This is a genomic window from Iamia sp., assembly GCF_035575815.1.
Classification (GTDB): domain Bacteria; phylum Actinomycetota; class Acidimicrobiia; order Acidimicrobiales; family Iamiaceae; genus Iamia.
In genome coordinates this window covers 1-24,734 of sequence record NZ_DATLXO010000034.1, presented here as the reverse complement: position 1 = coordinate 24,734, position 24,734 = coordinate 1, and the positions used below count along the sequence as shown (strand labels likewise).

The 24,734-nt window shown below is 73.4% G+C and carries 21 protein-coding genes and 2 pseudogenes; 17 read left to right on the top strand and 6 right to left on the bottom strand.

Annotated elements, in window-relative coordinates:
* Positions 1-145 precede the first annotated feature (145 nt).
* The 5 genes and pseudogenes from VNL12_RS03000 to VNL12_RS02980 all read left to right on the top strand — a co-directional run bounded on the left by VNL12_RS03000 (position 146) and on the right by VNL12_RS02980 (position 3,478).
* A complete protein-coding gene (locus tag VNL12_RS03000; protein ID WP_325591378.1) occupies positions 146-382 on the top strand; it encodes a hypothetical protein in 237 nt (78 codons plus the stop codon).
* Positions 379-1,341, top strand: a complete 963-nt coding sequence (locus VNL12_RS02995) for a diiron oxygenase (RefSeq protein WP_325591377.1) — start codon at positions 379-381, stop codon at positions 1,339-1,341. The genes VNL12_RS03000 and VNL12_RS02995 overlap by 4 nt, the downstream gene beginning before the upstream one ends.
* A 132-nt stretch (positions 1,342-1,473) precedes the next feature.
* Complete coding sequence (locus VNL12_RS02990) at positions 1,474-1,737, top strand: type II toxin-antitoxin system prevent-host-death family antitoxin (RefSeq protein ID WP_325591376.1); 264 nt, start codon at positions 1,474-1,476, stop codon at positions 1,735-1,737.
* A 12-nt stretch (positions 1,738-1,749) separates the two neighbouring features.
* Positions 1,750-1,869, top strand: a pseudogene (locus VNL12_RS02985) (VapC toxin family PIN domain ribonuclease); the annotation flags it as partial.
* 148 nt (positions 1,870-2,017) lie between these two features.
* A complete protein-coding gene (locus tag VNL12_RS02980; protein ID WP_325591373.1) occupies positions 2,018-3,478 on the top strand; it encodes a hypothetical protein in 1,461 nt (486 codons plus the stop codon).
* Between the two features lie 150 nt (positions 3,479-3,628).
* Here VNL12_RS02980 and VNL12_RS02975 read toward each other — a convergent pair whose 3' ends face one another.
* The 3 genes from VNL12_RS02975 to VNL12_RS02965 form a co-directional block, all read right to left on the bottom strand.
* Positions 3,629-4,615 (bottom strand): aldo/keto reductase, encoded by a 987-nt coding sequence (locus VNL12_RS02975; protein ID WP_325591371.1) that lies wholly within the window; start codon positions 4,613-4,615, stop codon positions 3,629-3,631.
* A gap of 204 nt (positions 4,616-4,819) precedes the next feature.
* Positions 4,820-5,236, bottom strand: coding sequence for a PIN domain-containing protein (locus VNL12_RS02970; protein WP_325591370.1), 417 nt, complete (start codon positions 5,234-5,236; stop codon positions 4,820-4,822).
* Positions 5,237-5,250: 14 nt separating this feature from the next.
* Positions 5,251-5,694 (bottom strand): excisionase family DNA-binding protein, encoded by a 444-nt coding sequence (locus VNL12_RS02965; RefSeq protein WP_325591369.1) that lies wholly within the window; start codon positions 5,692-5,694, stop codon positions 5,251-5,253.
* A 244-nt stretch (positions 5,695-5,938) separates the two neighbouring features.
* Here VNL12_RS02965 and VNL12_RS02960 point away from each other — a divergent pair, with 244 nt between their 5' ends.
* Positions 5,939-7,033 (top strand): hypothetical protein, encoded by a 1,095-nt coding sequence (locus tag VNL12_RS02960; RefSeq protein ID WP_325591367.1) that lies wholly within the window; start codon positions 5,939-5,941, stop codon positions 7,031-7,033.
* A gap of 83 nt (positions 7,034-7,116) precedes the next feature.
* Here VNL12_RS02960 and VNL12_RS02955 read toward each other — a convergent pair whose 3' ends face one another.
* Entirely contained in the window at positions 7,117-7,677 is a 561-nt protein-coding gene (locus VNL12_RS02955; protein ID WP_325591366.1) for a PIN domain-containing protein, read from the bottom strand.
* Between the two features lie 9 nt (positions 7,678-7,686).
* Positions 7,687-8,001 (bottom strand): hypothetical protein, encoded by a 315-nt coding sequence (locus tag VNL12_RS02950; RefSeq protein ID WP_325591364.1) that lies wholly within the window; start codon positions 7,999-8,001, stop codon positions 7,687-7,689.
* 422 nt (positions 8,002-8,423) lie between these two features.
* On the opposite strand from VNL12_RS02950, the gene VNL12_RS02945 reads away from it, so the two are divergent.
* The 10 genes from VNL12_RS02945 (at position 8,424) to VNL12_RS02900 (ending at position 23,009) form a co-directional block, all read left to right on the top strand.
* A complete protein-coding gene (locus VNL12_RS02945; RefSeq protein ID WP_325591363.1) occupies positions 8,424-9,596 on the top strand; it encodes a sensor histidine kinase in 1,173 nt (390 codons plus the stop codon).
* The gene (locus VNL12_RS02940; RefSeq protein ID WP_325591361.1) at positions 9,593-10,264 is read left to right on the top strand and encodes a response regulator transcription factor; all 672 of its coding nucleotides are present in this window, start codon (positions 9,593-9,595) and stop codon (positions 10,262-10,264) included. Before VNL12_RS02945 ends, VNL12_RS02940 begins: the two co-directional genes overlap by 4 nt.
* A 48-nt stretch (positions 10,265-10,312) precedes the next feature.
* On the top strand, positions 10,313-11,266 hold the full coding sequence (locus VNL12_RS02935; protein WP_325591360.1) for an ABC transporter ATP-binding protein: 954 nt from the start codon (positions 10,313-10,315) through the stop codon (positions 11,264-11,266).
* Positions 11,263-12,063: an ABC transporter permease gene (locus tag VNL12_RS02930; RefSeq protein ID WP_325591359.1), complete on the top strand. Its 801-nt coding sequence runs from the start codon at positions 11,263-11,265 to the stop codon at positions 12,061-12,063. The genes VNL12_RS02935 and VNL12_RS02930 overlap by 4 nt, the downstream gene beginning before the upstream one ends.
* 149 nt (positions 12,064-12,212) lie before the next feature.
* A complete protein-coding gene (locus tag VNL12_RS02925; protein WP_325591357.1) occupies positions 12,213-13,586 on the top strand; it encodes a GGDEF domain-containing protein in 1,374 nt (457 codons plus the stop codon).
* Positions 13,587-13,891: 305 nt separating this feature from the next.
* Positions 13,892-15,445 (top strand): TIGR02677 family protein, encoded by a 1,554-nt coding sequence (locus VNL12_RS02920; protein WP_325591356.1) that lies wholly within the window; start codon positions 13,892-13,894, stop codon positions 15,443-15,445.
* A 35-nt stretch (positions 15,446-15,480) separates the two neighbouring features.
* The gene (locus VNL12_RS02915; protein WP_325591354.1) at positions 15,481-16,827 is read left to right on the top strand and encodes a TIGR02678 family protein; all 1,347 of its coding nucleotides are present in this window, start codon (positions 15,481-15,483) and stop codon (positions 16,825-16,827) included.
* Positions 16,817-21,295 carry an SbcC/MukB-like Walker B domain-containing protein gene (locus VNL12_RS02910; protein ID WP_325591352.1) on the top strand — a complete coding sequence of 1,493 codons (4,479 nt, stop codon included), beginning with the start codon at positions 16,817-16,819 and terminating at the stop codon, positions 21,293-21,295. Before VNL12_RS02915 ends, VNL12_RS02910 begins: the two co-directional genes overlap by 11 nt.
* An 88-nt stretch (positions 21,296-21,383) precedes the next feature.
* Positions 21,384-22,700, top strand: coding sequence for a TIGR02679 family protein (locus tag VNL12_RS02905; RefSeq protein WP_325591350.1), 1,317 nt, complete (start codon positions 21,384-21,386; stop codon positions 22,698-22,700).
* 126 nt (positions 22,701-22,826) lie between these two features.
* Positions 22,827-23,009 (top strand): hypothetical protein, encoded by a 183-nt coding sequence (locus VNL12_RS02900; protein WP_325591348.1) that lies wholly within the window; start codon positions 22,827-22,829, stop codon positions 23,007-23,009.
* A 74-nt stretch (positions 23,010-23,083) separates the two neighbouring features.
* On the opposite strand, the pseudogene VNL12_RS02895 reads toward VNL12_RS02900, so the two are convergent.
* Positions 23,084-23,458, bottom strand: a pseudogene (locus tag VNL12_RS02895) (VOC family protein); the annotation flags it as partial.
* Positions 23,459-23,615: 157 nt separating this feature from the next.
* Between VNL12_RS02895 and VNL12_RS02890 the strand changes: the two are divergent.
* The gene (locus VNL12_RS02890; protein ID WP_325591344.1) at positions 23,616-24,509 is read left to right on the top strand and encodes a metal-dependent hydrolase; all 894 of its coding nucleotides are present in this window, start codon (positions 23,616-23,618) and stop codon (positions 24,507-24,509) included.
* The last annotated feature ends 225 nt before the right edge of the window (positions 24,510-24,734 follow it).

The following is a 24,734-nucleotide window of genomic DNA, read 5'->3' as shown; positions in this document are numbered from 1 at the left end:
ATGGCCGACCTCGAGATGGGCCGCGACCGCCTCGATGCCGCCATCGACCTGCTGTGGTCGGCGTTCTCCGGCCCCACCTTCGTCGCCTACGCCGAACTCTGGGTCGCGGCCCGCCGACGCCGACCTGGCCGTGTCGGTCGCGGCCATGGGCGACCAGTTCACCGCCAGCTCCCAGGAGCTGTTCGCCGAGCTGTTCCCGCCCGAGGAGTACCCCGACGCCGGCTTCCTGGCCGAGGGCATGGGCTTCGCCTTCGCGGTGATGGACGGCGTCGCCCTGCGCGCCCTCGTCCAGCCCGTCGACACCAGCCCGATCGAGATCCTGAAGGGGGTGGCCCGACAGCTCGTCGACCGCCGCCCCGCCGCCCCCGAGGAGCATCCATGACCACCACCCCTACCTCCGTCACCGAGGACACCCCGTCGGAGGTGAGCGGCGACGCCGCCTGGGAGAGCCTGCTCGCCCGGCTCAACCGCCAGTCGGTGACCAAGCACTTCGACGCGTACGCCGACATCGCCTGGGACGACCCCGAGATGCACCTCGACCCCGAGGACCCCCGGTGGGAGCTCTCGGCCGATGACCCGCTCGGCGCCACCGATTGGTACCGCTCCCTGCCGGCGGCGACCCGGGCCCGACTGGGCTGCGAGTCGGTCGCCTCCAAGATGAAGGCCGGCCTCGAGTTCGAGAGCATCCTCAAGCGCGGCCTGCTGGAGTTCGCCAGCGCCCTACCCAACCGGTCGGCCGAGTTCCGCTACGCCTACCACGAGGTCATCGAGGAGGCCCAGCACGCCGTGATGTTCCAGGAGTTCGTGAACCGGTCCGGGCTCGACGCCAAGGGCCTGGGCCCGCTCGATCGCCTCGGCGCCCGGCTCGTCATCCACCTGGGACGGTGGTTCCCGGAGCTGTTCTTCGTCTTCGTGCTGGGCGGCGAGGACCCGATCGACCACGTCCAGCGCCAGGCCTTGCGCCGCGACGACCTGCACCCGCTGATCGAGCGCATCATGCGCATCCACGTCACCGAGGAGGCCCGCCACCTGTCCTTCGCCCGGCACTACCTGAAGCGCAACGTCCCCGGCCTGGGCCCCGTCCGCTCCGCCGTCCTGGCCGTCGGAGCGCCCACGATCCTCGCCGGCATGGCCCAGCTGATGCTGAAGCCCTCGCCGCAGCTCGTCGCCCGCTACGAGATCCCCTCCGAGGTCATTACGGCGGCGTACACCGACAACCCCGACCACCGCACCGCCACCGCCGAGTCGCTGCGCAAGGTGCGCTCGCTGTGCGAGGAGCTGGGGCTGCTGCGCCGGCCCTTCGGCCGGCTGTGGCGGTCCTTCGGCCTGACCGCGACCTGACGACGACGTCGCGGTGGACCCCGGGCCCGCACCGGACGTGGTGGCCCGGGGGAGCCGTCAGCACGGACCGCCGGTGGTGTCTCACCGGGACAACCGTACGTCTCGGTCTTCAGTCTTCTGTGCGCTTTGGCGATGGACGTTGCCGTGACCGATCTGCGAGCTCACCTCAGTGACTGGCTCGAGCGTGTCCGTGAGGGACAGGAGGTCGTCATCACCGAACGCGGCGTGCCGGTCGCCCGGTTGCTGGGGCTCACCACCACCGCGACCCTGGAACGCCTGGCTGAACAGGGTGTGATCGCCGCGCCCGAACAGCCCCACCGGCCTCGGGCGGCGGGCCGAGCCCGTCCTCGGTCTCGTCGCCCGGTGGCTGACATCGTCAGCGAGCAGCGGCGCTGAACGATGGCGCTAGTGTACTTCGACTCGAGCCTCGACACCTCCGACCTCGTCGTCGCCGTGTGGGACCGCCGGCTTCATGCCGGCGCCACCGCCGAGCACCTCGCAGTTGCCCCCGCCACCCTCGGACCCTGAGGAACGGTCCGGCCTCGGCCGCCGGGCGCCGAGGCTCGACCTGCGGCGGCGCCGTGGTATCGCAGGTCCATGGATGAGGCCGTCGGTCACCGCCACGGCGGCCGAACGGTTCGCTAACCTGCGCGCCACTCGTCGGAGAGGGAAGCACATGGCGGAGGAGAGCTGGCATGCAGCCCGGTTGATCCCGACGTCGGGGATCAACGGTGCCGAGGAACAGGAGCGGCGGGCGACCTCGGCCCTCCTCGCGGTGATGGCGGCGGTTCGCGAGTTCGGATCGGCGGTGACCAAGCCGCTCGGTGCACCGTCCGGCGCGCTCAACACCTTCATCGAGGTGCCGTTCGAGCTGCAGGAGCGCCGAGTGTTTCCCGACGGCTTGATCCGGGTCTCACGAGGCAAGCGCACTTGGACCTGCCTCCTCGAGGTCAAGACCGGCACCAACGAGCTGGCGCAGCAGCAGCTCGAGGACTACCTCGACGTGGCGCGCGCCGAAGGCTTCGATGCCCTGCTGACGATCTCCAACGAGCTGGCGCCGGCACCGGGCCTCCACCCGACCACCGTCGATCGCCGCAAGCTGAAGCGAGTGGCGCTGCATCACCTGTCGTGGACCGAGGTCCTCACCGCGGCGGTGATGCAGAAGGTGCACCGTGGGGTCGCGGATCCCGACCAGGCATGGATCCTCGGTGAGCTCGTGCGCTACCTGGAGCACCCTCGGTCCGGCGCCTTGGGGCTCGACGACATGGGCGACGACTGGGTCACCGTGCGGAACGCGGTCGAAGCCGGAACACTGCATCCCAGGGACAAGAGCGCGCCGCGGGTGGCGTTGCGCTGGGACCAGCTCGTTCGCTACGCGTGCCTCTCCCACGGGCAGCGGCTCGGTGTCGAGGTCCAGCCGGCACTGTCTCGCCGGGAAGCGGCCGATCCGGCGCTCTGCAACCAGCTGATCGTCGCCGACCTCGCCGAGAACGGGCGGATGCAGCGCGACATCCGCATTCCGGGCGCGGTGGCGCCGCTGACGTTGACCGCTGACCTCCGAGCGCAACGGGTCATGTGCTCGGTCACGGTGGATGCTCCTCGTGAGGGCCGGCCCCTCACGCGGGTCAACTGGCTCCTCCGCCAGCTGAAGGACGCCCCGGACGGGCTCCGCATCGACACGTTCCTGGTCAATGGACGGTCCATTGCCTCTTCGGAGCTGCTGCGGGACGCGCGCGCCGATCCCGGTCTCCTCGTGAGTGATCCAAAGAAGGAGCTGCGCGCCTTCCGCCTGGTGCACGCGGCGCCGATGGGCGCCAAGCGTGGACAGGGTCGAGGGTCTTTCATCGGGTCGGTCCTCGGAGTCCTCGATGACTTCTACGAGTCCACCGCCCAGAACCTTCGTCCCTGGGCCCCCAGCGCCCCGAAGGCGCGGCCGATGCCGGAGCAGGTCGACCAGGAGGCGCAGGAGCAGGGCGTCCCCCGCAGCCTGGTCTCCACCGCACCGTCGTCGCAGGACGGGGCGGACCCGAGCCCGCCGTCGGTCCGACCTCCCGGCTCGCCGCTGGAGCCCGGTCCGGCTGACGCGGCAGCCTCACTGCCGGAGCCCGATCCCCCCGACGGCGGGGAGCGGGCCTGATCTGACGGACCCACAGGTACGTCTCTGGGCGCGGGCGAGCTCCCCCGCCCGGCCCGCCCGAAGGCCACCTGATCGAGCGCATCATGCGCATCCACGTCACCGAGGAGGCCCGCCACCTGTCCTTCGGGTGTCGGGCGTCGGCGGCTGGCGTCAGCCGTGCTGCCAGATGCGCTGCTGGAGCGTGCGGGTGCCCTCGAGGGCCACGGCGTCGAGCTCGCTCACCTCGGCCGCGGTGAGCGACCACCCGAGGGCGCCGGCGTTCTGCTCCGCCTGCTCGGCGCTCTTGGCCCCCGGGATCGGCACCGCGTCCTTCTCGATGATCCACCGCAGGGCCACCTGGCTCGGCGTGCGGTCGTCGTGGGCGACGCCGATGCGGCGGAGGACGTCGACGACCCGGTCGACCTCCTCCATGGGGTGGGCCGAGAAGGTGCGGCTGGCCGGCGGGGGGTGGGCGGCGGAGTACTTGCCGGTGAGGCGGCCTTGGCCGATGGGGGAGTAGGCGAGGGGCACGACGCCCAGGCGCCGGCAGGCGGCGAGCAGCCCTCCGGTCTCGGGCCGGCGCCGCAGCAATGAGAGCTCGATCTGGTTCGAGGCCAGCGGGACGCCCTGGCCGGCCAGGGCGGTGTGGATGCGCTCCATCTCGGGGGCGGAGTAGTTCGAGACGCCGACGGCCTGGGTCAACCCCTCGTCCACCACCGCGGCCAGCGCCTCAGCCAGGGCCCCCTTGGAGCGGAGGCTGATAGGCCCGTGGAGCTGGTAGAGGTCGACTCGCTCGACCCCCAGCCGCTCGATGGAGGCCAGCAGGGCCGAGCGCAGCGCTCCCTTCACGGCCAGCTTCTGGGGCAGCGGCATGAACTTGGTGGCCAGCACCACCGACGCCCGCCGTCCGGGGTCGCGCGCCAGGAGGCGGCCAATGATGCGCTCGCTCTCCCCGCCCCCGTACACCTCGGCTGTGTCGACGAGCGTCACCCCGGCGTCGAGGGTGGCGGCCCAGGCCTCGGCGATGCGCTCCTCGGTGAGCTCGGTGTCGTAGCCGCCCATGCCCCAGGTGGCCTTGTCGCCCCAGGCCCAGGTCCCCAGGCCCAGGGGCGCGATGGGGGTGGCACAGCCGGGCAGGACGAGGGCGTCGGCGGTCACCGTCGCGACCCTACGGTGAGCGGACTCCCAACGAAGGAGATCCTTCACCTGCCTCAAGAGATCAGGCGGTGGCGGTGGGTGGTCACCTGTTCGTCCCCAGCGCTGCCATCGCCTCGGGAATGTGCCGGCTGAGGCGTCGGATGATCTCGGCGGGGGTCTTGGGCTGGCGCCGTCGCCGGGCTGCCATGGCGTCGATGCTTGCAATCACCTGATCGCGGTGGAGGTGGATCTGGGCGAGGACGAACGCATCAGAGCTGATCGCTTCCACGCCGAAGGAGCCGCAGAGGTCGGTTGGTTCTCGGTGACGATGGTGGGCGCCCTGACGGCGACGGCCAGGGCGAGCACATGCCGGTCCTGCTCGTTGACGGGCATCGCCTCGATGAGGGATGGCGGGATCTCCCGCAGGGCGTCTGGGAGCGCACGGTTGAGGTGGTCGAGCCGACGGTCGATCGCCGCAGGGTCGAGGTCCGGTCGCGTTGTGAGGTTCCGCCTGGTCTCACCGAGGATCTGCGGTGACCAGTGCGGTCGGAACAGCCGGCGGGTCGCCATGGTGGCCACCAGGTCCGTCACCTCGATGCCGTAGAGGACGTTGGCATCGAGCACGACGACGTCGCCCGCCACGCGTCGGAGACCAGCTACTCGTCGTAGAGGCCGAGATCCTCGGCCTCAGCAGCCATCGCGTCGAGAGCCTCCTCGGCCTGGGCATCCAGACGGTCGCGATAGGTGAGGACGTCGGCGAGCCGAAGTCGGCGATGCGTCCCGACCATGTGGTGCGGCAGCTCGCCGCCTTCGAGCTGCTTGATCAGGAACGGGCGACTCACGTTCAGAAGGTGGGCCGCTTCGACCGTGGTGAGCTCTGCGTGCAGCGGGATGACGGACACCCCGTTGCCTGCCTTCAGGTTCTCGACGATCGACACCAGCAAGGCGTGGATCCCCTCAGGCAACCCGATCTCGACACCGTCCGGACCGACGAGCCGAGGGGTGCCCAACATGCGGGGGGCGTAGTCGAGAGCGCGCTCGAACGCGTCGAGCTCCTCGGGACGAACGGCACCAGGTCGCACTTCGAGCACGTCGGTCATGGACCGGAGGGTAGCACTAGACGCAATAGATGCAACGACCAGGATTCGCGACACCCTCCGCCCTCCCGGCCCAAGCCTGTCTTGACGAGGTGTCACGCGGATCCCTACCACCCACCGACGCAGGCAGGGCCGTCCCGACGGTGGTAGGAACACCGACACGGCTCGGTAGAACACGTTCTACCGACGTTCGCACGCCGCGCACGACGCTGCGGCCCCCGGGGTCGCGCCGAACAGGAGCAGACCGATGACCCTCTCGTCCTGGGACGACTACCCGGTGCACCAGGCCTCGGAGTTCGTGCGCCACCCCGCCACTAGCGACCGCAACTTCTACGACCGCTACTACTTCAACATGCTGCCGAGGAGCGCCGAGTGGTTCGCCATCTTCGGCCTCGGCCAGTACCCGAACCTGGGCGTGACCGACGCGTTCGTCGACGTGCGCGCCGGCGACGAGCAGCACATCGTGCGGGCCTCGCAGCCGCTCGTCGACAGGGCCGACACGTCGGTCGGACCTCTGCGGGTCGAGGTCATCGAGCCCCTGCGCAAGCTCCGCTTCGTCGTCGAGCCGTCCGAGCACTCGGTGGCGATGGACTGCACGTGGGAGGGCTTCGGGCCCGCCATTCCGGAGCCGCCGCAGTACCTGCGGGCCAAGGGCCGCGTCGTGTTCGACACCCAGCGCCTGGCCCAGATGGGCTCGTGGACCGGCACCCTCACGGTGGCCGGCCGGGAGATCACGGTGACGCCCGAGGAGTGCTGGGGTTCGCGAGACCGCTCGTGGGGCGTGCGCCCGGTGGGCGAGCCCGAGCCCGATGGGATCCGTCAGGGCGTCAACGTCATGGAGGGCATGTGGAGCTACTTCCCCATGCGCTTCGACGACCACGCGATCTTCTACATCTGCCAGGAGCGCCCCGACGGCAGCCGGCCCCTCGTCCAAGCCGAGCGGGTGTGGCCCGATGGTCGCATCGACGACCTGGGCCCCTCCGAGCACGAGCACCGCTTCAAGCCGGGTACCCGGATGCTGACCGGGTCGACGATCCGGTTCCCCGCATCAGACGTCGAGATCGCCTGTGAACCGTTGCTCACCAACTTCATCTCGATCGGCACCGGCTACGGCCTCGACGCCGACTGGCGCCACGGCATGTACCAGGGCCCCGACACGGTGGTGCAAGGCCACGTGCTCGACGTCGCGGCGGTGAGGGGTCTGGGCCAGTACGGCGTGGTCGACAACATCGGGCGCTTCACCTACGACGGCCACGTCGGCTACGGCCTCTACGAGCACGGCTTCTTCGGCCCCTTCCCCCGCTACGGCATGACCGACGCCGCCACGGGCGCCCCGGGCTGAGCGACGGGATGGCCCGGGCTGAACGCGGGCAGGGATGATGCCGAGGACGCCGGCGCGACCCACTACTCCCGATCCTGGGAGTCTCATGATCGTTCGGCGATGAGCTGGGCGGCCCGCTCGCTGAAGCGGGCGAGGCCGGCTCGTGCCAGCGCAGCGAGGGTGGCGTCGATCCCCTGGGGGTCGCGTCGTTCTGTGCCCATGGCCTCCACAACGGCGAGCACCTCGTGGGGATGGGCGTCGAGCAGCTCGGAGAGGTAGCTGTCCGGCTTCGCCCGGCGCACTCCTTCGAGGTCGGCGTGGGGGAAGTCCCGTCTGTTTGACGTGAGTAGCACCGTCGCCCTGCCTCCGACAGCGGCGGCCGAGTGAACGTGGTCGTCGGGATCGGGGCCGGTACGGGTTCCGACAAGGTGCTCGTAGGCGCTGCGCTGGATCTCGCCGTCGGGGAACGCCTCGCGGATGCAGTCGCAGAAGTAGGCGGCTCTGTCCGGCGGGAGACCCTTGTGCTCGATCAGCATGCCTTCGACCTCGGCGAGGAGGTCCTCTGACCAGACGAGCTCGTACAGGGCGATGTCGGCGAGCCGGAGCGTCAGGTCGGCGACCGAGATCGGGTACAGGGTGTTGCTGTCCGGAAAGACCCGCTCCATGGGGGTGCGTCAGTACTCGGCGCCTGCCTCGACCATCTCGTCGACCATGTCGGAGATGATCCTGCTTCTTCTCTCCCGCCGGTCGGCGAGGGCGAGGACATCAGCGACACGGACCTTGCGGTGTGTGCTGTCGGGCAGGCGACGGGAGGGCAGCACGCCCTCAGCGATCAGCCGGTCGACATACTGCCGAGAGAACCCCAGCAGCTCCCCGGCTCGGGCCGGCGACACCTCATCGTCCCGGCGCAGAAGGGCGAGGTCGTGGCCGCCCACCGCCTCCCGCACGGCCGTTCGCAACACGGCGGCGAGCTCGTCGGGCAGTTCCACCGGACGTCCGTCCGCCAGCAGTACCTGGACGCCTGCGATCTTGTCACCCTTGACAGACTTGAGAGCGCGACGCGACGCACGCGTTGCCCTGAACTCGAAGACCGAGTCTGCCCCGTCCACAGGTGCCGTCACGACGGCGATGCTACCGCAGCCTGCCACAACTGCAACTAGCCTGGGCGGATCCCTCAACGCTCCCCTCGTCGCCCGGCGGAGGCGCCTGCGACGTCACGGACAGCGCGGTGAGGGGATGCCGTCAAGGCACAGCACGCGGGGACGTCTAGGTGTCATCCCTCCCGGGCCACTGCGACGCTGGTGGGTTGCCCAGGCTCCGCCCGGAGGGCTCGGCCCGTCCGACCGTGGGTGGAGGGCGCATCGCCCTCGGGCGGATGACATCCGCCGACGGTCGCCATAGCCTCGACCGTGTGTCGTGGTGGAGTCGCTTGCGAACGGATCTCACCCGGCCCGAGGCGCCGACGCGTGGCGAGGAGCGGGTGTTCCTGGCGGGCAGCGCCATGGCGATCATCGCCGTGGCCCAGGTGAGCGATCCCGGGTCGGCCACCGACCTCCTGCTGCTCTCCCCGGCCCTGCTGGCCTTCGTGCTCCGTGGACTGCTCCGCACGATGCCGGCCGAGGTGTTCGCCGCGTTGGTCGTCGCGCCGGTGGTGTTGGTGGTCGGCGATGACGGCGTGCTCGAGGGGGCGTTCTTCCTCGTCGTGATGATGGTGCTCTACGTCGCCTGGCACCTGGGGTCGACCGCCCGGGCGACGCTGGTGCTCGCCGTGTCGACGGTGGCACCGTGGCTGGTGGCCACCACCCTGGCCCCGCAGGCCGGGATCAGCTGGACGCCATGGACCGCGGCCAGCCTGTTCACCTTCGGGCTGGGCCGGACCCTTCGACGCCAGCAGGCCCTCATCGACCAGCTCGAACGGGCTCGTGAGGCACTGGCGGAGCACGCCGTGGCCGAGGAGCGACGACGCATCGCCCGCGAGCTGCACGACCTGGCCGGCCACACCCTCGCGGCGATGCTCCTCCACGTCACCGGCGCGCGCCACGTCCTGCGCCGTGACCTCGACGAGGCCGAGCGGGCCCTGATCGATGCCGAGACCGTGGGCCGGTCGAGCCTCGATCAGATCCGGGCCACGGTGGCCGCGCTGCGCACCCACGAGCGGGGGACTGATCCCGCCCTGGCGGGCACCGCGGACCTGCCCGCGCTGATCGAGGAGTACCGGCGGGCGGGGCTCGACATCGATGTCGCCACCGCCGGACCGGCGTCGCGCCTCGAGGGCTCGGTCGGGACCGCGCTGCACCGCATCGCCCGCGAGGCGCTCGCCAACGTGGCCCGCCACGCCCCGCAGAACTCGGTGGAGCTGACCCTCGCCGCCGACGACGACGCCGTCCGCCTCCGTGTGGTCGACCGCGGCCGCCCCGGCGCCCGCCCGGACCCGAACGCCGGGCACTTCGGGCTCGTGGGGATGCGGGAACGAGCACGAGCGCTCGGGGGTGAGCTGGACGCGGGACCGACGGCCGACGGGTGGTCGGTCGAGGCCCGGCTGCCCAGGGCCGCGCCGGACCGCGACCCGTTCGTGGCCTCGTGATCCGCGTCATCATCGTCGACGACCAGCCCGTGGTCCGGGTCGGCGTGGCACGGATCCTCGGGCCCGACGACGGGTTCGAGGTCGTCGAGGAGTGCAGCGACGGCGACGAGGTGGCCGCCGCCGTCGCCACCCACCGGCCCGACATCGTGCTCATGGACGTGCGCATGCACCGCATGGACGGCGTCACCGCGACCCGGCTGCTGCGCCAGGACGAGGACGGGCCACCGGTGCTGGTCCTCACCACCTTCGACGACGACGACGCCCTGTGGGGCGCCCTCGACGCGGGAGCCGCCGGCTTCATCCTCAAGGACACCTCCGCGGAGGACCTCATCGCCGCGGTTCGCGCCGTCGCCCACGGCGCCGCCTGGCTCGATCCGAAGGTGGCACCGAGGGTCCTGCGGGAGTTTCGTGCCAACGTGCGACCGCGCCGGGCGCAGGCGGCACGCATCGGCGAGCTGACCGAGCGCGAGCACGATGTCCTGCGTCACATGGCCCAAGGGGCGACCAACCGCGAGATCGGCACCGCGCTGATCGTCAGCGAAGCCACCGTCAAGAGCCACGTCGGTGCCATCTTCGCCAAGCTCGGCGTGCGCGACCGGGCCGCCGCCATCGTCTTCGCCTACGACCACGGGGTCGTGGGCCCCCACCCGGGGACGGAGGCCAACTAGCCACCGAGGGCCGATGCGCTCGGCCCGCCACCGGCGCACGATGGGGCCATGCTCACCACGAGGCCCACGGCGACGCCCGACGAACTCGACACGACGACCGGTCCGGTCATCTCGGTCCGCGACCTCGACAAGCGGTACGGATCGACCCAGGTGCTCCACGGCATCTCCTTCGCCGTGGAGGAGGGCGAGCTCTTCGGGCTGCTCGGGACGAACGGAGCCGGCAAGACCACGACGGTCGAGATCCTGCAGGGGCTCCGGCGCCCGGACGGCGGCTCGGTCAGGGTGCTGGGCCTCGACCCGGCGACATCCGGTGACCGGTTGCGGCGGCGGATCGGCACCCAGCTCCAGGACGCGGCGCTGCCGGAGAGGTTGCGGGTCGGCGAGTCGCTCGCGCTCTTCGCGTCCCTACACCCCGCGCCCCGGCCCCTCGACGAGCTCGCCGCCGAGTGGCAGCTCGAACCGCTCTGGCGTCGTCCGTTCGGGGCGCTGTCGGGGGGCGAGCGCCAACGGCTCTTCGTGGCCCTCGCGTTGGTCGGGCGGCCCCGGCTGGTCTTCCTCGATGAGCTCACCCAGAACCTCGACCCCGTCGGGCGCCGCCGGACCTGGGACGTGGTGCGCCGCATCCGCGACGGCGGCACGACCGTGGTGCTGGTCACCCACGACGTCGAGGAGGCCGAGCGCCTCTGCGACCGCATCGTCGTCCTCGACCGGGGTCGGGTCGTCGCCGAGGGCCCACCGGCGGCGATCGTCGGCGCCCTCGGCGGGAAGGCCACGGTCCGCTTCACCGACGCGGAGCTTGATGTCCGGAGCCTCCGCGACCTGCCCGGCGTCGATCGGGTCGACCGCCACGGCGCCGAGGTCCGGGTGACAGGCGTCGGACCGGTGCTGGCCCACGTCGGAGCCCGCCTCGTCGCCCTCGATCGACCGCCGCTCGACCTGCACGTCGCGGTCCCCACCCTCGAAGACCGCTTCGTCGCCCTGACCCAGGAGGCACCGTCATGACCACCATCACCGCCCCGACCGAACCGAGCGTTGCGGCGCAACGGGGCGGGCCCGTGCGCACCACCCTGCGTCTCGTGGCCGTCGAGCTGCGTCTGCTCCTCCGCGAACCGATGGTGGCCGTCAGCCTCATCGGCTTCCCCCTGGCCACCGTCCTCGTGCTGGCCGGCGTCTTCGGCGACGGTCCCGACCCCGACTTCGGTGGCGTCGCCCCGAGCGACCACTACCTCGCCGGCTACCTGGGCGTCGTCCTGGCCGCCATGGGCCTCATCACCATCCCGGTGCACCTGGCCACCCACCGGGAGCTCGGCGTCCTGCGCCGGTTCCGAGCGGCCGGTCTCAGCGCCGGCGTCGTGGTGGCCAGCGAGATCACCCTCGGCGTGGTGATGGGCACGGTGGGCGGGGCCGTGGTGCTGCTGGTCGGCACCGCGGTCTACGGGCTGCAGATGCCGGTCGACCCGCTCGGCGTCGCCGGGTGGTACGTCGCCGGGTTGGCCTGCTTCATCGCCATCGGCGTGGCGCTCGGCTCACTCGTCGCGACCGGTCGCTCGGCCACCGCCCTCGGCAACCTCGTCTTCGTGCCGATGTTCCTCCTCGGTGGCGGTGGGCCGCCCCGGGCGGTCATGACCTCGACGATGCAGACGGTGTCCGACGCCTTGCCGCTCAGCCACGTGATCGGGGGGCTGCGCCAGGCCTGGCTCGGGACCACCGACGACCCGCACGCGCTCTGGTGGCCCCTGCTCGTCGCGGCGCTGGCCGCGTTGATCGCCGTGCTCACCGCTCGCCGTCGCGCCGGCTGACTCGATGTGGCTGCAGGGCGGACACCGCCACGGCCCGACCCCGGGAGCCGTCGCCGTCCGTCGCTGCCGCGCCCCGACCGTCGGCCCCGACGCCGGTAGGGTCCGGGGGCCGTACGGAAGGTGCGGCGCGGCGGACGGAGGCAACAACAGTGGAGGCGCACGACCCGACCGCGTCGCTGGGCCCGCTCGCGGACCCCGAGGTCGTCGGCCGCCTTCTCGGCGACGGAATGGTCCTCTTCTCGGCCGTCGCCGACGATGGGACCATCGTGTGGATGGGCGAGTCGACCGAGCGGATCCTCGGCCGCCCGGCGCGGGAGCTGATCGGGACCAACGCCCTCGAGCTGGTGCACCCTGATGACCAAGAGGTGCTGGCGCTCACCTTCAGCGAGGACGCTCGCGGCTCCCGCGACCGCATCCTCGCCGTGCTCCGCCTGGCCCACGCAGACGGGTCCTGGACCACCTTCGAGTTCGGCGGCGTCGACCTGCGCGGCCCTGATGGGTCCGGCGTCTTCCTGTCGTGGGGGCGCTCCTACACCTCGACCAGCCGGCTCCTGGACGTGCTCGGATCGCTGCTCTCGGCCCGCGACCTCGAGCAGATCCTCGACGAGGTGCTGGGATGGTGCGACGCTCAGGCCCCCGACACCGTGTCCGCCGCTCTGTGCCGCGCGCCCGACGGCGCCTACCGGGCGGCGGCGTGGGGCGCGCTGCCGTCGGTCCTCGGCCTTGACCTCCGCATCGACGCCGACACGCCCGGCCCGTGGGCGCAGAGCATCGCGACCGGGTCGATGGCCGAGGCCCCGTGCACCGAGCTCAGCCCCGAGCTGGCCGCTGCTGCGGCCGACTCCGGGCTCCACGCGGTGTGGAGCACACCGGTGCCTGATGTCGGCGACGGCCCGCCGGCCGCGCTGCTCGTGTGCTGGCGCCGCCGCCCGGGCCCCATCCTCGCTACCCATCGGCGCCACCTCGACGAGACCGCCCGCCTGGCCCAGCTGGCGCTGCGCTGGGCCGAGAGCCATCACGAGCTGCTGACCCGCGCCACCACCGACCCGCTCACCGGCATGGGGAACCGGGCCGACCTGGAGGACCGGGTCGGGGCGGACCGCCCCACCCTGGCCGCCCTCCTCTTCTGCGACCTGGACGACTTCAAGGCCGTCAACGACCGCCACGGCCACCTCGTCGGCGACCGCATCCTCCGCGAGGTCGCCACCCGCATGGCCGACGCGTGCGCCGAGCGGGGGCGCGTCGCCCGCCTGGGCGGGGACGAGTTCGCCATCTGGTGCCCGAGCCTTGCCCACCCAAAGGAGGCCGAAGCCATCGCCGACGACGTCCTGAGCGGGCTGGAGCCACCGTTCGGGATCGACGGCGCCGAGCACCACGTGCGCTGCAGCATCGGCATGACCGTCGTCGCCGGCGACGACCCCGACGCCGGTGACCTCGAGGCGCTCCTCCGCGCCGCCGACGCCGCCCTCTACCGGGCCAAGCGCACCGGCGGCGCCGGCTGGGCCAGCCGGGACGACTCCTGAGGTCGGGACGTGGTCGACTGCTCCCGTGCATCGACCAGCGGCTCGCACGAGATCCCCGAGGTGGCCACCCCCGCCATCGAGGCGGTGGGTGACCCGATGCCGCGCCTGCCCGTTCGGCGCAGAGGGGAATCGGGGCGAAGGAGCTCCGCGCCCGTGAGCGGGCAGGTTCTCGGTACGGGATCCGATAATCCGCGCCGGATCCCGTACCGAGAAGGGACGCGGGCCGAGCTCGGCCGCTCGCTCACCAACCGGGTCGGCCCCTCGGCCGCTCGGAGGCCCGGGCCGGGCGCGGTACCGTGCGCGGGATGGACGGTGACGCGACGCAGGTCGGTGCGGGCCGACCGGGGTCACCGCGGGAGCTCTTCGGTCGCCTGCAGCAGGGTGAGCAGCGGGACCGACTGCTGGTGCTGCGGGCCGCCACCGAGGCCAACGCCCCGGTCTACGTCGCCGTGCTCGCCGCCTTCGTCGCCGCCCGGGAGCGCTACGAGGTTGAGGTGCGCACCGACCGCATCGCCGCCGACCTCGACGCTGCGGGGCTCGAGGTCGACAACCTCGACGCCGCCCTCGACCAGCTCCGGCAGTGGGGCAACTTGACCTGGACCCAGGACACCGCCCGGGTCGCCCGGTTGGAGGACTTCCGCCAGCGCCGGGCGCTGTGGCAGCTCACCGCCGCCGGGCAGGCCGCCCACGACGCCATCGTGGCCGTGCTCGATGCCAGTGACCAGTCCGGCTCGTTGCAGCGCACCCTCTTCCGCGACATCCGCGAGAACCTGCAGGAGCTGGCCGGCGCGCTCGACCGTCGCGACCCCGAGCGGGCCTACCTCCGCCTCCGCGACCTCGACGGCTCGCTCCGCGACCTCGCCGCCAACGCCCGCGACTTCCACGCCGCGGTGGCCCAGCTCCGGCGCGAGCACGACGTGGCCCCCGACCGGTTCCTGGCCTACAAGGACCTGCTCATCACCTACCTCGAGCAGTTCTTGGAGCACCTCGTGGCCCAGCGAGCCCTGGTGGTCCGGGCCGTGCAGGCGGTGGAGGAGCGGGGGATCGACCGCCTCGTCGAGCTGGCCGCCGCCGGCGACGACTCCGCGGGGCTGTTCGACGACGGGGACCGGGCCGAGCTGTGGCGGGAGCGGTGGGACGGCCTGGCCGGGTGGTTCGTGGCCCCGCCGCGAGGAGCGGCGGGGGCCGACGATCTGATCGGAGCCACCACCGCCGCCATCAGCGACCTGCTCTCCCTGCTCCGCCAGGTCACCGAGAGCGCCCGGCGCCCCATCACCCGAGCCTCCGAGCTCGTCGTGCTGGCCCGCTGGTTCCGGCGCCTCGGCACCGACGCCGAGGCGGCCGAGCTGTTCGACGCTGCCTTCGGCCTGGGCCGCCCGCTGCACCTCGGCGGGGCCGACGACGACCCCGAGACGACCCCGGCGGCCACCTCGTGGTGGGATGCGACCCCGGTGCCCGTGCCGGTCACCCTCCGGGAGCACGGCCGGCGCCCCTCCTCAGGGCGCTCGGGCCACGCCGCGGACTTCTCCGCCCACAAGGCCCGGCTGGCCGCCGAGCACCGGGCCGCGCAGGCCGCTCGGGCCGAGGCCGCGGCCCGGCTCCGGGCCCGCCCCGTCGAGGGCCGGGTGCTGTCGGACCCGGAGCTGGCGGTCCTCTTCGAGCTGCTCGACCGGGCCGCGCACCAGCGCCCCGTGGGCGACGCGCCGGGCCACGACGCCCCCGTGGTGATCGAGGGCACCGCGGCCCGCCTGGAGCCCGACCCCGACGGGATGGCGGTGCGCTCGCGACGAGGCACCCTCACCCTCTCGGACCACCGGCTCGTGGTGGGCGCCGTCGCGGCCGGCGCCGGACCACGGTGAGCAACCTCGGTGAGGCCCGCGGCGCGACTGGGCTGGTGGCGGGACCGACGCGCTCGGGTCCCCGTGCCGCGGTGCAGATCGACCGCAGCGAGCTCGAGGGCTTCCAGGCCGCAGCCCGCCTCCTGCTCGCTCACCCGCTCGTGACCGAGACCTGGCCCCGTGCGGGGGCCCTGGCCGCGATCCGCCGGTGGGAGGTCCCGCTGCGCAACGAGTTCGGCCGGGTGCTGGGGTTCCGCCTCGACATCGGCCGGTCGTGCGCCCGGCTCTACCGCAAGGCCGCCGCCACCTCTGCCCACCGCGGCCCGGTCACCCGCACCGGGCGCCCCATGGGTCGCGTGTCCTGCTCGTTCCTGTGCCTGGCGCTCGCCGCCCTGGAGGGCCTCGGCGACCAGACCACGGCGTCGCGCCTGTCCGATGAGGTGCTGCGGCTCCGCGCCGGCGACGAGGCCCTGCCCGTCGACCTGACCCGGTATGACCAGCGCAAGGCGTTCGTCGACGCCGTCAAGTGGCTCGAGGACCGCGGCGTCCTGCGCCTGTGCGACGGCGCCGTCGACCGCTGGCTGGCCGACGACCCCACCGGCGACGCCCTCTACGACGTCGACCGCGACGCGGTGTCCCGGCTGCTCGTGGCTTCGCCCAGCATCCTGCGCGACGTCGCTCAGGCCGCCGACTTCCTGGTCGACCCCTACGCGCCCACCGAGGACGCCCAGCGCAACCGGGTGCGGCACCAGGTCGGGCGCCGGCTGGTCACCGAGCCGGTCGTGGCCTACGAGGACCTCGACCCCGACGAACGGGCGCACGTCCGCCAACGCCGGACCCGCGTGGTCGCCGATGTCGAGCAGCTCACCGGCGCCACGGTCGAGGCCCGGGCCGAGGGCCTGGTGCTCGTCGATGCCTCCGTCGAGCCGATCTCGGCCCAGGAGTTCCCCGCAGGGGGAACCGAGGTGCAGGCCGCCCTGCTGTGGGGAGCGGCGCTGGTCGCCTCGGCACCGGCGCCGGCGCAGGCCGTTGGCTCGGCCCCGACCTCGGTGTCCGCTGGCGACGAGGCGGCGCGGGATCGGCCCGAGGACGACGGGATGCCGTCACCGCCGGCGGCGATCGCGGTCGTCGACGCCGCGGTGGCCTCCGCGGCGTGGGACGCGGTGGTGGCGGGCTACGGCGCCCGGTTCCGGTCCGAGTTCCGCGACGCCCCCGACCGCCTGCGCCGCGAGGTGGTGGCCCTGCTGGACCGCTTCGGACTGGCGACGGTGCGCGACGACGGATCGGTCGCCGTCTCGGCCGCCCTGGCCCGCTACCGACCGGCGGATGGGCGGGGCGAGGACGACGACGGGGCCCACGACGCGCAGCTGTCGTGGCTCGGTGGAGGCGATGATGGCGCCTGATCGGTGGCGGCCGGTCCGCGCCGGCATCCGCAACGTGTGGGAGTACGACGACCAGGTCTTCGCCTTCGCTGACGGGCGCCTGATCTTGCGCGGCCCCAACGGTTCGGGGAAGTCGAACGCCCTCGCCCTGCTGTTCCCGTTCCTGCTCGACGGCACCATGAGCGCGGCCGCCATGGACCCCTTCGCCGGTGGCCGCTCGATGCGTTCGCTGCTGCTCGGGGTGCGGCGCGATGACGCCGATGCCCGGCGCTACCGCCACGACACCCGCCTCGGCTACGTGTGGATGGAGCTCGGACGGCGGGATCGGGCCGGCAGCGAGCGGTTCCTCACGATCGGCTGCGGGGCCCGGGCCACCGCCCAGAGCGGCGACGCCCGCTCGTGGTTCTTCGTGACCGAACGGCGGGTGGGCCCCGAGGTGGACCTGGCCCCCGGTGGCGACCTGCTCACCCGTCCGAAGCTGGCCGAGGCCATCGGGGCCGACGCCGTCCACGACACCGCCGAGGCCTACCGGGCGGCGGTCGACCGGGCGGTGTTCGGCCTCGGTGCCGACCGACAACAGAAGCTGGTGAGCCTGATCCGGGTGCTCCGCCGCCCGCAGCTGGCCGGGAAGCTCGACCTGACCCTGCTCTCCGAGGTGCTCTCCGGCGGTCTGCCCGCCCTCGACGGCGCCGTCCTCGACGACGTCGCCTCCAGCCTCGACGACCTGGAGAGCACCCAGCGCGACCTGGCCGAGCTGCAGGCCGCCCGGGCCACCCTCGACGCCTTCCTGCCCACCTACGCCGCCTACCTGGCCGGTGAAGCGCTCACCCGGGCCGCGGCCGTGGCCGACGGTGCCGACGCCCGCCGTCGGGCCGAGGCGCGCGTGCGCCAGGCCGATGCCGCGGTCGGGCGGGTCGCGACCGAGCTCGATGCCAACACCGCGGCGCGCCGCGACACCGACCTGGCCCACGAGGCGGCCGACGCCGAGCGGGTCGCGGTGATCGAGTCGCCCGCCTTCCGGGACGCCACCAGCCTGCGGGAGGTCGAGGCCGCGGCCCGGCGGGCCGACGAGCAGCTCGTGGCGGCGACCCGGCGCCGGGACGAGGCCGTGACGGGCGCGCAGCAGGCCGATGCCGAGGCGGCGCGCCTCGGCGAGGTGGCCGCGGAGCGGACCACCGCCGCGGAGCGGGCCCTCACCGAGGTGCGCGACGCGGCCGACGCCGTCGACCTGGTGTGGACCCTCAGCGACGACCAGGCCCGGGACCCGGACCGGCTGGCGTCGGGGGCGATGGTGGCCGAGCGGTCGCGGCGCGACGACATCCGTGTGGTGCGCGCCGCCCGTTCCGACCTCGACGCCGCCCGCCGCGACCACGACCGAGCTGAACGGGCCGCCTCGGAGGCCCTGGTCCGGGCCGACGCGGCGACGGCCGAGGCCACCCGGGCGAAGGGAGAGGCCGACCGCGAACGCGACGCGCTGGCCAGCGCGGTGGGCACCTGGGCGGCCGACGCGCCGGGCCTCTCGGCGGCGGATCGGTCGACCCTTGTCGCAACCGTCGCCGAGCTGGGCGAACCGGGCCAGCCCGGGTTGGCCGAGCGGTTCCGGGAGCTCACCACCACCGCTCGCGAGCTGCTCGTCGAGTCCCGCGTGGGGGCTCTCGCCGTGCTCGCTGACCTCGACGCAGAGATGGCCCAGTTGCAGGCCGAACGTCAGCAGGTGGAGGCGGAGGTCGACCCCGGACCAGCCGCACCTACCTGGCGTCGGTCTGACCGCGCCAGCCGGCCCGGAGCGCCGCTCTGGGCATGCTGCGACTTCGCCCCCTCGGTGCCCGACGCCGACCGGGCCGGGCTCGAGGCCGCGCTCGACGCCGGCGGGATCCTCGACGCCTGGGTCGCCCCCGCCGACGCCCCGCCCGAGCCGGGCACCGGCACCATCGACTCCTGGCTGTCGCCGCCGGACCCGGCCGCCCCCGAACCTGCCGGCCCGCCTGGCGCCGGTGAGGGCGCCGGACCGCCTGGCGTCGCTGGCGTCGCTGGGGGCACTGGCCCTCCTGGCACCGCTGCGGGCGCCGGCCTCCACGACGCAGAGGGGCCCACGCTGGCCGACGTGCTGGTGCCCTCGGTGCCCGACACCTCGGGTCTCGATGTGGCGCGGGTGGGAGCCGTGCTGCGCGCCATCGGGCTCGGACACCTCGGCGTCGCCGTCGACCGCGACGGTGGCTTCGTCCTCGGTCCCCTGCGCGGCACGGCGGCCAAGGATCGACCGGAGTTCATCGGGGCCACGGCGCGGGCTGATCGCCGCCGCCGTCGACTGGCCGAGATCGGACAGGCCCTCACCGTCCTCGCCGCCCGCCTGGAGGACCAGGGCGCCGCCCGCGACGAGGTCGTCGCCCGGCTTGCTGAGCTCGATGCCGCCCCGGCCACCCTTCCCCCGAGCGTCGGGCTGGAGCACGCCCTCGCCACCCTCCGCCGGTCTCGATCCGACGCTGAGGCGAGGGCGGATGCCGCGGCTGCGGCCCAGGCCGAGGAGGCCGAGGCGGCGGTGGCCGCCGCGGCCGCGGGCGAGGCGCTCACCCGGCAGGCCATCGCCCGGCGCCTGGGCGGCGAGGCCGCCGCCCTGGAGACCGCCGAGCAGCTCGTGGCCGGCTTCGCGGCGGCCACAGGGCGAGCCGTCCGGTCTCGTCAGCAGGCGATCGACGCGGCCGAGCGGGCCACCGACGCGCAGGGGCGGGCAGATGCCGCGGCCCGCGAGCTCGACGTCCGCCGGAGCGAGTGGGACGACGCCGGTCGCGAGGCCTCCGGCCTGCGGGCCCGGGTCGACACCCTGCGGGCGCGCCTCGGACCCGACGCCGAGGCACCGCTGCTGGCCCTCGAGCGCTGCGAGGCGCGGCTGCGCCACCTGGCCGGCGCCCGCCGAGAGCTGGAGGACGCCCGCGCCCAGCTCGAGCGGCGCAAGGGGAGCGTCGAAGGCGAGGTCGACGAGGCGGCTCGCGCCCGGACCGCCGCCGCGGACCACCTCACCGAGGTGTCCCAGCGGCTGACCGTGCTGCGGCGAGCGGACCTGCTGGCCGTCGCCGCGCCCGGGGCCACTCGGTCCGATGCCGCCGCGTCCGGGGCCGCCGAGCCCGGCGTCGCCTCGCCCGGTACCGCCCCGTCGGGCGTCGCCGCGCCCGGTCTTGCACCGTGCGGTAGGGACGACCCCGGTGCCGTCCCCTCCGGATCCAACGGCGACGCACCGGAGGCTGCCGCGCCGGGTGTCGACCCGTCCAGTGGTGCGCCGTCCGGCCGGGACGCGTCCGGTGCCGTCCCGTCCGGACCCGACGGCGACGGACCGGACGTCTTCGCCCGGGAACCGGCGGACGTCGCCGACGGGCTCCCGTCGGATCCGGTGGAGTTCGCGTCGTGGCTGACCCGGCGGGTGGACGGCGACGTCCCCTCGGCGGAGGAGCAGGCCCGCCGGGTCTCAGCGCTCGACCGGGCCCAGAAGACGCTGCTCGACGACCTGCACCACGGCTATGACCCGTCGCTCGCCCACGACGACGGGATCACCACCGTGCAGGTCACCTCCGAGCGGGGCACGTTCGGGTTGTCGGTGCTGGCCGACGAGCTGGCCGCCCAGGACGAGCAGCTCCGCGCCTACCTCACCGAGGGCGACCGAGAGGTCTTCGAGCGCTTCTTGCTCAACCGGGTGGCCCACGAGCTGCGACGTCTGCTCACCGACGCCGATGAGTTCGTCGCCGGGGTCAACCGGGCCCTCGCCGGCGCGCCGACCGCCAGCGGCCTGCGCGTCGAGCTGGGCTGGGAGCTGGGCGTCGACGACCCAGCCGTGCGCGACGCGGTGCGGCTCCTGCGGCGCGACACCGAGCAGATGGGCGACAGCGAGCGCGCCGAGCTGCGAGCCTTCTTCGAACGGGTGATCCGCCAGCAGCGGGCCGAGAACCCGACCGCCGGCTACCGGGCCGCCCTGGAGGCCGCCCTCGACTACCGGTCGTGGCACGAGTTCCGCCCCTACCTGCGGGGCGCGGACGGCGCTCGGACCCGTCTGACGCGCACCCGCTACCGGGAGCTGTCGGGCGGTGAGCAGGCTGTGGCCCTGCACCTGCCGCTCTTCGCGGCGGCCGCCGCCCACTACGCCCGGGCCGAGCCCACCGCCCCGCGCCTGGTCGCCCTCGACGAGGCCTTCGCCGGCATCGACGAGGCCATGCGGGGCGAGCTCATGGGCCTCACGGTGCGGTTCGACCTCGACCTGATCATGACCGGCCACGAGCTCTGGGGGGCCTACGTCGAGGTCCCCGCCGTCGCCGTGCACGACCTGCTGCGCCGACCGCCGGCCGAGGGGGTCAGCGTGTTCTCCCTCCGGTGGGACGGCCACGCCCTCGTCGAGGAGCCCGACCCCGCACTCGACGCGGCCGGCCCCGGGCGCGCGCCAGGCCTGGACCCTCCGACCGACGGCCTCTTCGCGACGCCGCCGGCGAGCGGCGAACGGTCGTGACGGCGGCACCGGCCGGTGATCGTCGGGCGCAGGCCTGGGCAGCGCGGGCCGGACCTTCCTTGGCGTGGCCGGCGAGCGAGGACCATCCGTGACGGCGGCCCCGTCAGACGATCGTCGCGAGCGGGCCCGGGTAGCCCTGGCCGGCGCCCCGTTCGCGCCGCTGTGGGACCGTGCTCGCACCCGGTTGGAGGGCAACGGTCGCCGCCTGGAGGGCACGCCGCTGCGCCTGACGGGGCTCGAGACCGAATCGCGCCGGGCCATCGCCGGCCTCCTCGGCGTGTCCGCCGCCGGCGAGGGCGTGCTGCGGGTCGACTTGGCCGACCTCGACGCCCGGCTCCGCACCGGAGCGGCGGAGGTTGCTCTGATCGACCTCCTCGAGGGCCTCGGTGGCCCGGTGCGGGACCGGCGGGCCGAGCGCGCCGCCGATCGCTCGGCCCGCGAGGACGCCTGGGTCGCGGCCGAGGGCCACCCGGTGCTGGCCGCTCGCCCCGAGCTGGCGGCGTGGGTGGCGACGACGCGACGGGCGGGGACGGCCACCCGGCTGGCGGGCTCGGCACCGGCCGGCGGCGCCCTCGCCCTGGCCGCCCTCGACGTGGTGTCCCACCTACCCGCCGCCCACGTGCCCCTGGCCGTGCTGGCCGCGGAGGCCACCGGCGACGCCCACGCCCTCGACCGCGGCCGTCCGCTGGGCACCCTCGTCGGCGGGGCCCTGGCGGTGCTCGACCCCGAGGAAGCCGACGACCCATGGCGTCCCGACTGGCCGACGGCGGGCGCGTACTGGTGGCGGCGGCGCTGGGCCCGGGCGGGGGTCGTGTGCGACGACCTGTCGGTGAGCGTGCTGGCCTTGAACCTGCCGGTGGCGTCGAGCGGTGCCGTCGTCGGCGGGTCGATCCACGACCACGGCGCGGTGGGCGAGCCCCTGCGGCTCACCCTGCGCCAGCTAGCCGTCGGGGAGATCGAGGTGGTCCCCGGAGTCACGGTCCACGTGTGCGAGAACCCGTCAGTGGTGGCCCAGGCCGCGGCCCTCCTGGAGTGCACGTCGGCGCCGCTCGTCTGCGTCGAGGGCCAGCCCAACACCGCGGTCCACACCCTGTTGGACCTCCTCGCCGCCGCCGGCTCGGCCTTCCGCTACCACGGCGACTTCGACTGGGACGGGGTGCGCATCGGCGCCGCCCTCATCGCCCGCTACGCCATGGCCCCGTGGCGGTTCTCCGCCGAGGACTACGCCGAGGCCGTGCCCCTCGGACGTCTGGGGCTCGGCACGTCGCGAGGACCGGTCACGGCGCCGTGGTCACCCGGCCTCCCCGCCCGCATGGAGACCGAGGCGGTGGCGATCCACGAGGAGCAGGTTCTCGGCCCGCTCATCGCCGACCTCGACGGGCGTCGACGGTGTGTGAGCGGGTGATCTCACTCCCGGCGTCGAGAGCCCAGCGGTCCGTGCGGACGCGTGGCGCGCATCAGATGCGCAACGGCGTACCATCGAGTTCATGCCTCGCACAACGCTCGACCTCGACGATGGCGCCTCCGTGCATTGAAGGAGCGCCGGGCTCGCGACCACAAGCCGCTGGGCGTGATCGCCTCCGAGCTGCTCCTGCGGGCTCTTGCGGCTGACGCCGTTCCGGAACGGGACCACGCCTGGGCGTCCCAGCCCATGGGGGCCAAGGTCGACCTGGATGACAAGGACGCGCTCTGGGCCGTGCTCGACGACCGGTGAGCCAGACCCTCGATGTCAACGTCGATCCGTGCGAAGCTCGTGGCGGACGCCCACCTGGTGGCGCTGATGCACGATCACGGGGTCAGGCAGATCTGGACCCGCGACCGCGGTCGCTGCGCCACGGCGCTGGGGTCCATCCACATGACCTCCCATGAGTGGCCGTCGGGGTCGTGGAAGCTCCGGCCGTACATGAACCCCTGGTCCGTGGGCTCGTTCGCCGGCTGACCGCCGGCGGCGAGGGCGGCGTCGGCGAGCTGGTCGACCGCCTCGCGGCTCTCGGCCGACACCGCCAAGATGGCCTCGATCTGCGTGGTGGCGTCGCAGATGGCCTTCTTGGTGAAGTCCTGGAAGCGCGCCTCGACGAGGAGCATGGCGAAGGCGTCGGGACCGATGATCATGCAGGTCGCGCTCTCGTCGGTGAACGCCGGGTCGAACTCGAAGCCGAGCCGCGCGGCCGGCCCGGGAACTCATCGGCGCAGTTACGGCCCCACGACGGTGATGAGCTCGATCGTGTGACCCATGCCTCTCGCCATCAGGGCGGGTCAGTGTTACCGTCGGTAGCAATTCGACAGGGCCAGGCCTGGAGCGTGGCCCGGAGGAGCAGCCATGAGCGACACCGCCACCATCTCCCGCCCGACCGAGGACCGCCCGATCAAGGTCCGACGGATCTCCTTCGACTACCCGGCCGACGAGCTGCCCCGTCACTACATGGCCGACGACCTGGTGATGAGCCACATCGTGTCGGTGCTCTCGGGCCTGTTCCCCGAGGGCGAGGACTTCTTCGTCCGCACCGTGCGCAACTACCGCGACCGGATCACCGACCCCGAGCTCAAGGCCCAGGTCGCCGGCTTCATCGGCCAGGAGGCCACCCACGGCCGTGAGCACCGGGCCTTCAACGACCGGCTGGCGGAGCTCGGGTACCCGACCAAGCTGGTCGACCGCTTCACCCGCGCTCGCCTCCGGATGAACGAGAAGACCCTGCCCCAGACCTGGCAGCTGGCCATCACCGCGGCCCTCGAGCACTACACCGCCACCCTCGCCGAGGCCCTGCTGTCGGACCCCGAGGCCCGGGCCATGTTCAGCACCGACGAGGTGCGGTCGCTGCTGCTCTGGCACGCGGTGGAGGAGAGCGAGCACAAGGCCGTGGCCTTCGACGTCTACCAGGAGGTCTGCGGCAACGCCCGGCTGCGGGGCAACGTGATGAACGCGGTCACCGTGGGCTTCCTCACCACCTCGGTCGCCTTCGCCGCCTTCTCGCTGCTGCGCGACCCTGCGAGCCGCGACCTGCGCCGGCTCGGTCGGAGCCTGCGCCGGGTGCGCAGCTCGCCGTGGCTGACCAAGGACGTGCGGCGCCGCATCCGCGACTACAACCGCCCCGACTTCCACCCCAACGACCACGACGCCACCGAGCTGCTGGCCGAGTGGCGCGAGCGCCTCTTCGGCACCGAGGGCACCCTGGTCGACCACCTCGACGGGGGCCGCCGAGCCGTCGCCAGCTGACTTCTGCAGAGGTTGACACTCCACCCCTGGACCGAGTCCCCCGTGGTGGCGGACATGGATCCAAGGGGCGGGGAGCCGCGTCGAGTCAGACCTAGATCGGTGAGTTAGCCGCGCGTACGTTCGTTCGGATGCGCGACGGATGCCTTTCGTTGCGGGAGAATTGGAGCTGCAAAGCCAACCAGTTCCCCGGAACGAAAGGCACCTGTCGGGTGAAGACGATACGCC